The sequence below is a fragment of the Anaerolineae bacterium genome, assembly GCA_014360855.1.
Lineage (GTDB): Bacteria > Chloroflexota > Anaerolineae > JACIWP01 > JACIWP01 > JACIWP01.
In genome coordinates, this window is sequence record JACIWP010000085.1 from 1 (window position 1) to 11,423 (window position 11,423).

At 64.8% G+C, this 11,423-nt stretch carries 10 protein-coding genes; 9 read left to right on the plus strand and 1 reads right to left on the minus strand.

Translation table 11 applies throughout. The annotated features are described in order from the left end of the window. From H5T60_06330 to leuB, 9 genes are all read left to right on the plus strand, one after another. On the plus strand, positions 1 to 761 hold a 761-nt coding region (locus H5T60_06330; GenBank protein MBC7242044.1), incomplete at its 5' end, for a dihydroxy-acid dehydratase. Positions 762 to 799: 38 nt separating this feature from the next. Beyond that, positions 800 to 2,491 carry a biosynthetic-type acetolactate synthase large subunit gene (gene ilvB / locus H5T60_06335; protein MBC7242045.1) on the plus strand — a complete coding sequence of 564 codons (1,692 nt, stop codon included), beginning with the start codon at positions 800 to 802 and terminating at the stop codon, positions 2,489 to 2,491. Next, positions 2,491 to 3,021: an acetolactate synthase small subunit gene (gene ilvN, locus H5T60_06340; protein ID MBC7242046.1), complete on the plus strand. Its 531-nt coding sequence runs from the start codon at positions 2,491 to 2,493 to the stop codon at positions 3,019 to 3,021. The genes ilvB and ilvN overlap by 1 nt, the downstream gene beginning before the upstream one ends. Before the next feature lie 50 nt (positions 3,022 to 3,071). Continuing rightward, positions 3,072 to 4,085 carry a ketol-acid reductoisomerase gene (gene ilvC, locus H5T60_06345; protein MBC7242047.1) on the plus strand — a complete coding sequence of 338 codons (1,014 nt, stop codon included), beginning with the start codon at positions 3,072 to 3,074 and terminating at the stop codon, positions 4,083 to 4,085. A 66-nt stretch (positions 4,086 to 4,151) separates the two neighbouring features. Continuing rightward, positions 4,152 to 5,078: a branched-chain amino acid transaminase gene (locus tag H5T60_06350; GenBank protein MBC7242048.1), complete on the plus strand. Its 927-nt coding sequence runs from the start codon at positions 4,152 to 4,154 to the stop codon at positions 5,076 to 5,078. A 42-nt stretch (positions 5,079 to 5,120) separates the two neighbouring features. Next, positions 5,121 to 6,800, plus strand: a complete 1,680-nt coding sequence (locus H5T60_06355) for a 2-isopropylmalate synthase (protein MBC7242049.1) — start codon at positions 5,121 to 5,123, stop codon at positions 6,798 to 6,800. A gap of 3 nt (positions 6,801 to 6,803) precedes the next feature. Beyond that, positions 6,804 to 8,075, plus strand: a complete 1,272-nt coding sequence (leuC, locus tag H5T60_06360) for a 3-isopropylmalate dehydratase large subunit (protein ID MBC7242050.1) — start codon at positions 6,804 to 6,806, stop codon at positions 8,073 to 8,075. A gap of 18 nt (positions 8,076 to 8,093) precedes the next feature. Then, positions 8,094 to 8,597 carry a 3-isopropylmalate dehydratase small subunit gene (locus H5T60_06365; GenBank protein MBC7242051.1) on the plus strand — a complete coding sequence of 168 codons (504 nt, stop codon included), beginning with the start codon at positions 8,094 to 8,096 and terminating at the stop codon, positions 8,595 to 8,597. After that, positions 8,594 to 9,670 (plus strand): 3-isopropylmalate dehydrogenase, encoded by a 1,077-nt coding sequence (gene leuB / locus H5T60_06370; protein ID MBC7242052.1) that lies wholly within the window; start codon positions 8,594 to 8,596, stop codon positions 9,668 to 9,670. The genes H5T60_06365 and leuB overlap by 4 nt, the downstream gene beginning before the upstream one ends. Positions 9,671 to 9,749: 79 nt before the next feature. Here the strand turns inward: leuB and H5T60_06375 are convergent, their stop codons facing one another. Then, positions 9,750 to 11,132 carry a homocitrate synthase gene (locus H5T60_06375; GenBank protein ID MBC7242053.1) on the minus strand — a complete coding sequence of 461 codons (1,383 nt, stop codon included), beginning with the start codon at positions 11,130 to 11,132 and terminating at the stop codon, positions 9,750 to 9,752. Positions 11,133 to 11,423: the final 291 nt, after the last annotated feature.

Consider the following 11,423-nt stretch of genomic DNA (forward strand, 5'->3'; position numbering starts at 1 on the left):
AGATGAGCCCGGCGCCGGGCGGGCATCATATCGAGGACCTGCACCGCGCCGGCGGCATCCAGGGGGTCATGCGCCGGCTGGCGGAACAAGGCGTGCTCGACACCACATGCATGACCGTCACGGGCCAGCGCGTGGCGGAGAACCTGCAGAACGCCCGGGTCTGGGATGACTCGGTCATTCGCCCGCTGGACAACCCCTATTCGGCCTCCGGCGGCCTGCGCATCCTGTTCGGCTCCCTCGCCCCGGAGGGGAGCGTCATCAAGAAAGCGGCGGTGGCCGCCGGCGGGGCAGTCTACCGCGGGCCGGCGCGCGTGTTCAACTCCGAGGAGGAGGCTACCCAGGCCATCCTGCGACGGGAATTTCGCGCCGGCGATGTCATCGTGATCCGCTATGAGGGCCCCAAGGGCGGCCCCGGCATGCGCGAGATGCTGACCGCCACTTCGGCCCTGTCCGGCATGGGCATGGATGGGGATATTGCCCTCATCACAGACGGCCGCTTCTCCGGCGCCTCGCGCGGGCTGGTGATCGGCCATGTCTCGCCGGAGGCGGCCGCCGGCGGTCCCATTGCCCTGGTGGAAGATGGGGACATGATTACGATTGACCTGGACAATTACCGGGTGGACCTGGAAGTGGACGAGGAAACCCTGCGCCGGCGGGCGGAGCAACTGCCGGCGTGGCGCCCGCGTGTGGCGGAGGGCTACCTGCGGCGCTACGCGGAATATGTGACTTCCGCCAGCACCGGCGCTGTCTTCCGCATGTGAATGCACCCCGAACCCGTATGGGAGAAGAGGAGGAAAGCATGAAATTAACTGGCGCGCAAATCGTGTGTGAGGCTCTGGTGCGAGAAGGCGTGGATGTGGTCTTCGGATATCCGGGCGGGTCAGTCATCAAACTCTACGACACCCTGATCGACTATCCCATCCACCACGTGCTGGTGCGGCATGAGCAGGCCGCCGCGCATGCCGCCGACGGTTATGCCCGCGCTTCCGGCAAAGTCGGCGTTTGCATTGCCACCTCCGGTCCCGGCGCCACCAACCTGGTGACCGGCATCGCTACGGCATATATGGACTCCTCCCCCATCGTGGCCATCACCGGCCAGGTCTCCACCAACTTGCTGGGGCGGGACGCCTTTCAGGAGGTGGACATCACCGGCATCACCATGCCCATCACTAAGCACAGCTATCTGGTGACCGATGTGCGGGAACTGCCGCATGTGATGAAAGAGGCGTTCTACATCGCCCGCTCCGGCCGGCCCGGCCCCGTGCTCATTGACATTCCCAAGGATGTGCAGGCCGCCGAGACCGAGTTCGACTATCCTGACGAGATCAAACTGCCGGGCTATGAGCCGCCGCTGGAGGGGGATGAGGACCTGATTCAGAAGATGGCGGACATGATCAATGCCGCCGAGCGGCCGCTCATCCTGGCCGGCCACGGCGTCATCCTCTCCGGAGCCGAGGACGAACTGCTCGCCCTGGCCGAGCGGGGCAATTTCCCGGTGGCCACCACCCTGCTGGGCATCAGTGCCATCCCGGAGACCCACCGCCTGGCCCTGGGAATGGTCGGCATGCACGGCCATAAGTATGCCAACCAGGCCATTCAGCGCTGTGACCTGCTGATCGTGTTGGGCGCCCGCTTCTCCGACCGCGTCACCGGCAAGGTGGCGACCTTTGCACCCAATGCCAAGATCATCCATGTGGACATTGATCCGGCGGAGATCGGCAAGAATGTGGAGCCGGACCTGGCCATCGTGGGGGATGTGAAGCGGGTACTGCGGGCGTTGATCCCGCTGGTCCAGCCGCGGCTGTGCGTGGAATGGATCACGGACCTGCTCCGCAGCAGACAGCAGTATCAGGACCCGCAGGCCTTCCAACCCAAGAACGGCCGGCTCACTTCCCCCATGGTCATCCGTGAGATATGGCGCGCCACCGGCGGCCAGGCCATCATGGTCAGCGATGTGGGCCAGAACCAGATGTGGGAGGCGCAGTACTACTTCCATGACCGCCGGCGCGGCCTCATCACCTCCGGCGGCCTGGGCACCATGGGCTTTGCCCTGCCGGCGGCCATGGGCGTGCAGGCGGCGCATCCCGACGCCGTCGTCTGGGCCACTGTGGGCGACGGCGGCTTCCAGATGACCATCCAGGAACTGGCCACCATCGTGCAGGAGAAATATCCCATCAAAATCGCCATACTCAACAACGGCTATCTCGGCATGGTGCGCCAGTGGCAGCAGTTGTTCTTCGAGCGCCGCTACGCCTTCACGCCCATCAGCAGTCCGGACTATCTGAAGCTGGCCGAGGCCTACGGCATCCCCGCCAAGCGGGTGACAACCCCGGCGGACCTGCGCAGTTCGGTGGAAGAAGCCCTGCGCATCCCCGGCCCGGTGGTCCTGGAGTTCCTGGTGGAACGCGAGGACAACGTGTACCCGATGGTGCCGGCCGGCGCCAGCATCTCGGAGATGATCGAGCGCCATATGGTGGAGGAGGGTGCGTGATGAAGACCACCAAGACCATCATCGCCTGGATGGAGGACCGGCCGGGCGTGTTGGCGCGGGTGGCCAGCATGATCCGCCGGCGCAACTATAACGTCGTCAGCCTGGCGGTCGCCCCTACGGAGACGCCGGCCATCTCCCGCATGACCGCCGTCCTGGAATGCGATGCCAGCCAGGAAAAGCTGGTCGGCATGCAACTGCGCAAGCTGGTCAACGTCACCAACGTCGTCACAGACCTGACCCCCGACAAGGCCATCTTCCGCGAGCTGGCGCTCATCAAGGTCAATGCCGATGCCTCCAAGCGCTCGGAGGTGATTCACCTGGCCGAGGTGTTCCGCGGCCAGGTGGTGGATGTCGGGCCGCAGACCCTGACCATCGAGGCCACCGGCACCCAGGACAAGATCGACAGCCTGATCGAGCTGTTACAGCCCTTCGGCGTGCGGGAAGTGGCGCGCACCGGCCCGGTGGCCATGCTGCGCGGCACCGCCAATGGGCGGGGCATCTCTGGCAACGGCCGTAAGGCAGAGGAGTAAGCCTTTCCATATCTCATCAAACCCATCACAACGCAGAAGGAGAAAGAACGATGGCCAAGATGTATTACGACAAGGATGCGGATCTCAACCTGCTCAAGGGCAAGAAGATCGCCATCATCGGGTTCGGAAGCCAGGGGCATGCCCATGCCCTGAACCTACACGACAGCGGCTGTGACGTGATTGTGGGCCTGTACAAGGGATCGCGCTCTTGGTCCAAGGCGGAGGAGGCCGGCCTCAAGGTCATGACGCCGGCGGAAGCCACCGCGGCCTCCGACATCGTCATGATCCTCGTGCAGGACAACGTCCAGAAAGAGCTGTACGAGAAAGAGATCGGCCCCAACCTGCGCGCCGGCAATATGCTCATGTTCGCCCACGGCTTCAACATCCGCTACAACCAGATCATCCCGCCGCGCGACGTGGACGTGACCATGGTGGCGCCCAAAAGCCCCGGCCACCGCATGCGCGAGGTCTTCACCCAGGGCGGCGGCGTGCCCGGCCTGGTGGCGGTCTATCAGGATGCCACTGGCCATGCCAAGGAACTGGCCCTGGCGTATGCCCGCGGCATCGGCTGTACCCGCGCCGGCGTCATCGAGACCACCTTCGAGGAGGAGACCGAGACCGACCTCTTCGGCGAGCAGGCGGTGCTGTGCGGCGGTGTGACGGCGCTCATCAAGGCCGGCTTTGAGACCCTGGTGGAAGCCGGCTATCAGCCCGAGATCGCCTACTTCGAGTGCCTGCATGAGCTGAAGCTCATCGTGGACCTGATCCAGCAGGGCGGCCTGAGCTACATGCGCTACTCCATCAGCGACACAGCGGAGCACGGGGATTACTACGCCGGCCCGCGCATCATCACCGAGGAAACGCGCGCCGAGATGCGCCGGCTCCTGAAAGCCATCCAGGACGGCTCCTACGCTCGCGAATGGATCCTGGAGAACCAGGCCGGCCGGCCCTTCTTCAACTCCATGCGCAAGCAGGAGAAGAACCACCTGATCGAGCGCGTGGGGCGCGAACTGCGCCGCATGATGCCCTGGCTCGACCCGAAGGAGGTCCCCCCGACCTGGTGAGGGTCGGGGGCCCTCCCCCATTTCGCACACATCATTCAGGCACGAACGGAAAGGAAGGGATACACCATGGCGTTCCGGTCTGACTATATCTGGTTCAACGGCGAATTCGTCCCCTGGGACGAGGCCAAGGTGCACGTGGGGGTGCACGCGCTCCACTACGGTACCAGCGTCTTCGAAGGCATCCGCGCCTACAAGACAGTGAAGGGCACGGCGGTCTTCTGCCTGCCACAGCATGTGCGCCGGCTGTTCAACTCCGCCAAGGTCCTGCGCATGCCCATCCCCTACACCGAAGAGCAAATCGCGCAGGCTATCCTGGACACGGTGGCGAAAAACCGCCATGAGGCGTGTTACATCCGGCCGCTGGTCTTCCGCGGCATGGAGCGCCTGGGGGTGGACGGACGGGCCTGCCCGGTGGAGGTGGTCATCATGACCTGGGAATGGGGCGCCTACCTGGGTCCGGAGGCGCTGGAGCAGGGTGTGGACGCCGGCGTGAGCTCCTGGCGCCGTATGGCCCCCGGCACCCTGGCGGCCAACTGCAAGATCGGCGGCCAGTACGTCAACTCCCAGTTTGTCACCATGGAGGCCAAGGACCGCGGCTTCGCCGAGGGCATCGCGCTGGACATCAACGGCTACGTCTCCGAGGGGAGCGGCGAGAATATCTTCCTGGTCTACAACAGCACCATCCAGACGCCGCCGCTGGCCGCCTCTATCCTCGAGGGCATCACCCGCCAGTGCGTCATCACCCTGGCCCGCGACATGGGCTATACCGTTGAGGAGGCCATGATCCCGCGGGAGCGGCTCTACGTGGCCGATGAGGCGTTCTTCACCGGCACAGCGGCCGAGATCACGCCCATTCGCTCCATCGACGGTATCCCGGTGGGGAGCGGCCGGCGCGGCCCCATCACCGCCAAACTACAGGAGCGCTTCTTCGCCATCACATCCGGTAAGGAGGAGGATCGCTGGGGATGGCTCACCTACGTCCCCAAAACGTGAGGAGATAATGCCGAAAAGACGGCTTGAAAAGGAGGTAGGAGCATGACGGAACGTATCATGATCTTTGACACCACGTTGCGAGACGGTGAGCAATCGCCGGGCGCGGCCATGGGCGTCACCGAGAAGCTGGAAGTGGCCAAGATGCTGGAGCAGTTGGGGGTGGATATCATCGAGGCCGGCTTCCCCATCTCGTCGCCCGGGGATTTCCAGGCGGTGCAGACCATCGCCAAGGAGATCAAGAACTGTGTCATCTGCGCGCTGACCCGTGCCCGCACCGAGGACATTGATGTCGCCGCCGCCGCCCTCGCCAAGGCACAGCGGCCGCGCATTCACACCGGCCTGGGCGTCTCCGACATTCACCTGAAGTACAAGCTCCACATGAGCCGCGAGGAGGCGCTGGAGGCCGGCGTGCGCGCCGTGAAGTACGCCAAGCGCTTCGTCGAGGACGTGCAGTATTACGTGGAGGATGCCGGCCGTGCTGACCCCGAATACCTGTTCCAGGTGCTGGAAGCGGTCATTGATGCCGGCGCCACAGTGGTTAACATCCCCGACACCACCGGCTACACCACGCCCGAGGAGTGGGGCGGCCTCATCCGCGCCATCCGCGAGCGGGTGCCCAACATCGACAAGGCCGTCATCTCGGTGCACTGCCACAATGACCTGGGCATGGCGACGGCCAACACGCTGGCCGGCATCCGCAACGGCGCCCGCCAGGTGGAGGTCACGGTTAACGGCATCGGCGAGCGCGCCGGCAATGCGTCGCTGGAAGAGGTCGTCATGGCCATCCACACCCGGCGCGACCTCTTCGACTTCACCACCGGCATCAACACGAAGCTGATTTACCCCATCAGCCGGCTGGTGAGCGAACTGACCGGCTTCGTCATCCCGCCCAACAAGGCCATCGTGGGGAGCAACGCCTTCGCTCATTCCTCCGGCATCCACCAGGACGGCATGCTGAAGCACCGCAGTACGTATGAGATCATCAACCCGGAGGATATCGGCGTGCCGGTGTCCGAGATCGTGCTGTCGGCTCGTTCTGGCCGGCATGCCCTGCGCCACCGCCTGCAGGAGCTGGGCTACACCCTCAGCGAGCAGGAGTTTGAGCGCGTCTACCAGCGCTTCCTCGAAGTGGCGGACAAGAAGCCGGTGGTGGATGACCGCGACCTGGAGGCCATCGTCTCCGGCGAGACCTGGCCCTTCATGTTCGAGACCTACGAGCTGACCCGCCTGCAGGTGGTCTGCGGCACCAACGTCATGCCCACCGCCACCGTCTGCCTGCAGAGCGTGGACGGCAAGGAGATCTGCCATACGGCCACCGGCGTCGGTCCCATCGATGCCACCTACAAGGCTATTGACGCCATCGTCGGTGAAAAGGTCGAGCTGGTGGAGTTCACCGTGCAGGCCATCACCGAAGGCATTGACGCCATGGGCAAGGTAACCACCCGCATCAAGGCCGAACTGCCGGTGAACGGCGGAGACGAGAAGGTCACCCGCTACTTCATGGGGCGGGGCGCGGATCTGGACATCGTGACGGCCAGCGCCAAGGCCTATCTCTTCGCCCTGAACCGCATGCTGGCGGCCAAACAGCAGACCCGCAATGCCCGCAAAGAGGCCGCCGAGCAGATCAAGCAGACGCTGGACCAGATGCAGGCCACCCACGGCAGTGCCCATGTCAACGATTACTGGGGCATTGGCGTGATGCGGGAGGAGGAGCTGAAATAGGCTATGGGCATGACACTCGCTGAAGCTATCCTCGCCGCCCATGTGGGTGCCCCGGTGCATCCTGGCCAGTTGATCGACGTCCCGGTGGATCTGGTGTTGGCCAACGATATCACAGCGCCGATCGCTATCCGGGAATTTGAGAAAATCGGGGTGGGGAAGGTGTTTGACCGGGACAAGGTGGTCCTGGTCCCCGATCATTTCACCCCCAATAAGGATATCCCCTCCGCGGAGCAGTGCCAGCAGGTGCGGCTGTTCGCCCGCCGGCAAGAGCTGACCCATTACTTCGAGGTCGGCCGGCTGGGCATCGAGCACGTCCTGCTCCCCGAGCAGGGCCTGGTGGTGCCGGGCGACGTGGTGGTGGGGGCGGACTCCCACACCTGCACCTACGGCGCGCTGGGCGCCTTCGCCACCGGCATGGGCTCCACCGATATCGCCGTGGCCATGGCCACCGGCCGCATCTGGATGAAGGTACCGCCCACCTTCCGCTTCATCTACCGCGGGGAGCGCCGGCCCTGGGTCGGCGGGAAAGACCTCATCCTCTACACTATCGGCAAGATCGGTGTGGACGGCGCCCGTTATATGGCGATGGAATTCGCCGGCCCAGCCATCGAGTCCCTGCCCATGGATGACCGCTTCACCATGAGCAACATGGCCATCGAGGCCGGCGGCAAGGCCGGCCTCATCGCCGTGGACGAGGTCACGCGCGCCTATCTGGCAGAGCATGCCCGCCGGCCGTACCGCGAATTCCGCTCTGACCCCGACGCGGTCTTCGCCGAAACGCTGGAGATTGACGTCAGTGAGATCGAACCGCAGGTCGCCTTCCCGCATCTGCCCAGCAACACCCGGCCCATCAGCCAAGTGGGGGACATCCCCATTGACCAGGTGGTCATCGGGAGCTGTACCAACGGGCGCATCGGGGATATGCGCCTGGCGGCGGAAATCCTGCGCGGCCGCTCCGTCCACCCGAACGTCCGCTGTATCGTCATTCCCGGCTCGCAGGAGGTGATGCGGCAGATGATCCGCGAGGGGCTGGCGGAGGTCTTCCTGGATGCCGGCGCGGCCATCAGCACCCCAACCTGCGGGCCGTGCCTGGGTGGGCATATGGGCATCCTGGCCGCCGGCGAACGCTGTGTCTCCACCACCAACCGCAACTTCATCGGGCGCATGGGCCACCGCACCAGCGAGGTCTACCTGGCCGGCCCGGCGGTCGCCGCCGCCAGCGCGGTGCTGGGGCGCATCGCCGGCCCCGATGAACTGCCGGCACCCTGGGCATGAGAGGAGGTCGAGGCTATCATGAAACTCACCGGAAAGGCCTGGGTATTTGGCGACAACATCGACACCGACGTCATCATCCCGGCGCGCCGGCTGAACATGTCCACCGCAGAGGAGCTGGCCAAATATGTGATGGAGGACCTGGACCCCAGCCTGGCGGGGAAGATCGAGCCTGGGGATATCTTTGTGGCCGGCAAGAACTTCGGATGCGGCTCGTCGCGCGAGCACGCGCCGCTGGCATTGAAAGGCGCCGGCGTGGCCTGCGTCATCGCCGAGAGCTTCGCCCGCATCTTTTACCGCAACGCCATCAATATCGGGCTTCCCATCCTGGAATCGCCTGAGGCGGCGCGCCGCATCCGCCAGGGAGATCGGGTCACGGTGGACCTGAGCACCGGCATCATCACCGACGAGACAACCGGCGAGCAGTTCCAGTCGGAGCCGTATCCGGAATTCATCCTGCAAATCATCCGGGCCGGCGGCCTCATCGCCAAGACCCGCCAGGACCTGCTGGGAGGTGCCGCATGAAAGCCCATATCGTGCTCCTGCCGGGTGACGGTATTGGTCCGGAGGTCGTGGCGGAGGGCGTCAAAGTCCTCAAAGCGGTGGCGCAGGAACGCGGCATGGAACTGCATCTGCAGGAGGAACTGCTGGGCGCCTGCGCCATTGACCGCACCGGCAGTCCTCTCCCGCCGGCCACGCTGGAAGCGGTCTCCCAGTGCGACGCTGTGCTGATGGGCGCGGTGGGCCATCCGAAGTACGACGACCCGAAACTGCCGGTACGGCCGGAACAGGGCCTTTTGGGACTGCGCAAAGCCATGGGGGTGTTTGCCAACCTGCGGCCCGTGGCGGTCATGCCGGCCCTGCTCCACGCCTCCACGCTGAAGCCCGAGGTACTGCAGGGCACCGACCTGATCGTGGTGCGCGAGCTGACCGGCGGCATCTATTTCGGCCAGCCCAAGGAGCGCGGGGTGAAGGACGGCCAGCGCTGGGCGATGGATACCATGCACTACTGGGAGCATGAGGTGCGCCGGGTGGCCCATGTGGCCTTTCGCCTGGCGCGCCAGCGCCGCAAAAAGCTGACCTCGGTGGACAAGGCTAATGTGCTGGAATGCTCCCGCATGTGGCGCGAGGTGGTCAACGAGGTGGCACAGGAATATCCCGACGTGACGCTGGAGCACATGTTGGTGGATGCCTGCGCCATGGCGCTGATCCGCACCCCGACCAGCTTCGACGTGGTGCTGACGGAGAACATGTTCGGCGACATCCTGACTGACGAGGCCGCCATGCTCGCCGGCTCCATCGGCATGCTCCCCTCGGCCTCGCTGGGGGAGGGCCGGCGCGGCCTGTATGAGCCGATCCACGGATCGGCCCCGACCATCGCCGGCAAGAACATCGCCAACCCGCTGGGCACCATCCTCAGCGTGGCCATGCTACTGCGCCATTCGCTGGACATGGAGACGGAGGCACGGGCGGTGGAAGAGGCCGTAGCGGCGGTGCTGGCGGCCGGCTACCGCACTGCCGATATCGCCGAACCGGGATGCACCACCGTTGGCACCAGCCAGATGGGCGATCTGGTGGTCCAGCACCTCAAGCTGTGATGCCCTGGTGACTTGCGATATAAAACAGCGGGCCTGTGCCAAGGGGCAAGGCCCGCTGTTTTTATATGCGTGCGAGAGCTTACTCGAAGAGCACGCGCGGCTGCTGGAGCAAATGCTGTTTGTCGCGAGCGCTGAAGGGGATGGCGTCGAGGGTGAGCGGCTTGACGCCGGCCGGCAGTTCCCAGGGCATGGTCCATTCGGGCCGCGCATGCTCCACGATTTGCCAGGCCGCCTCGCTGGGCACGACAGTCAGCAGGCGCGCCGCCTGCGCCGGGAAGCGGGCGATGAAGCGCAGTTCGTCGGGGAGGAGCGGGAGCTGGTTGTGCGCGTTGGCGAGCTGGACCAGCTCCAAGACGGTGCGGGCCTCCTCCTCGCTCTCGAACTCGATGCCCAGTTCGCTGTAGACATGGCGCAGGCCGGCGACCCCGCCGAACTCGCCCGTGGTGATGATGCGCCCGCGCGGCCGCAGTTCGAATTCGGGCCGGCCCAGCACGGTGAAGTCAAACAGCTCGTAATTGTGGCGGTCTTTCAGCGCGCCGTCGGCGTGGATGCCGGATTCATGGGCGAAAGCATTGGCGCCGACGCCGGGCTGATTGATGGGGATTTTCTGGCCGGTGCTGTAGGCCACATAGCGGCAGAGGGTCCAGGCCCAGCGCAGGTCCACCGGCCGGCCCAGCGGGAGCTGGTCATGTAGGTCCCGGGCATATTCGATGGCCAGGAGCACGGAGACCAGGTCCGCGTTGCCGGCGCGCTCGCCCATGCCGTTGACCGTGGTGTTGATCCAGGCGTCCTGGCCGGCCTCGATGACCTCCACCGCGCCGGCGAGGGAATTGGCCACCGCCAGGCCGAGATCGTTGTGACAGTGCAGTTCGATGGGCATCTGGGCTTTCTCGGCCAGAGCGCGCACCCGCGGTGCGATGGAGGCCGGCGTATCATAGCCCAGGGTGTCGCAGTAGCGGAGCCGGCAGGCGCCGGCGGCCTTCACCGCCTGGGCGAATTCAATGAGGAAGCCCAGGTCGGAACGGGAGGAATCTTCCGCACTGACGATAATGGAGCGGGCACCATGCTCGATGGCGGCGCGCACGGCATCCACCGTGATCTCGATGACCTGCTCCGGCGTGTATTTGCCCTTGAACTTATGCTGCATCATCTGCGGCGAGGTGCTCATGGAGAGATCGAAGTCGCGCAGGCCAGTCTGCAGGGAAAAGATGGCGTCCTGGCGCTGGGCCCTCAACCAGCCGGAGATGACCATGTCGCCCATGACGCCCATGGCGTGGAGCTCCAGGTTGGCGGCGATGTAGTTATGCTCGTGCCGCACGAACGGGAAGCTCATCTCGGATTGATGGACGCCCATCTGCCCCAGATAGATGTTCACCATGGTCTTCTGGAGCTTGGAAAGGGTGATGCGGGCGGTCTGTACGCCATCGCGGTTGGTGGTGTCCAGCAGATACACTGATGCCATTGTCATGCCTCCTGTGAGAAAAGGTTCGGGATGGTGCGAGAAACCGACCTCGCCGGCATCAGCTCTTCGTCGAGCGGAAGCGTCCTTGAGGGGGTAAAGAAAAAGCCGACTCACCAGGTTTGGCGAGCCGGCCGAATCAGCCCTGAATCGTTGCCCACGCGCGCCTAACCTGCCGCCCATTTGGGAGGTTGCGGTTGCGGTCGCTTGTACGGCAACGGTTGCAGAACTGCCAGCATACGGATATCCTTTGTACCATTTGCTGGAAATACTATACCATAGAACAAAAAAGCT

Excerpts from the sequence above, each read along its gene's own strand:
- ilvB (MBC7242045.1), top strand. The coding sequence starts at position 800 with ATGAAATTAACTGGCGCGCAAATCGTGTGTGAGGCTCTGGTGCGAGAA.
- ilvN (MBC7242046.1), top strand. The coding sequence starts at position 2,491 with ATGAAGACCACCAAGACCATCATCGCCTGGATGGAGGACCGGCCGGGC.
- ilvC (MBC7242047.1), top strand. The coding sequence starts at position 3,072 with ATGGCCAAGATGTATTACGACAAGGATGCGGATCTCAACCTGCTCAAG.
- H5T60_06350 (MBC7242048.1), top strand. The coding sequence starts at position 4,152 with ATGGCGTTCCGGTCTGACTATATCTGGTTCAACGGCGAATTCGTCCCC.
- H5T60_06355 (MBC7242049.1), top strand. The coding sequence starts at position 5,121 with ATGACGGAACGTATCATGATCTTTGACACCACGTTGCGAGACGGTGAG.
- leuC (MBC7242050.1), top strand. The coding sequence starts at position 6,804 with ATGGGCATGACACTCGCTGAAGCTATCCTCGCCGCCCATGTGGGTGCC.
- H5T60_06365 (MBC7242051.1), top strand. The coding sequence starts at position 8,094 with ATGAAACTCACCGGAAAGGCCTGGGTATTTGGCGACAACATCGACACC.
- leuB (MBC7242052.1), top strand. The coding sequence starts at position 8,594 with ATGAAAGCCCATATCGTGCTCCTGCCGGGTGACGGTATTGGTCCGGAG.
- H5T60_06375 (MBC7242053.1), bottom strand. The coding sequence starts at position 11,132 with ATGGCATCAGTGTATCTGCTGGACACCACCAACCGCGATGGCGTACAG.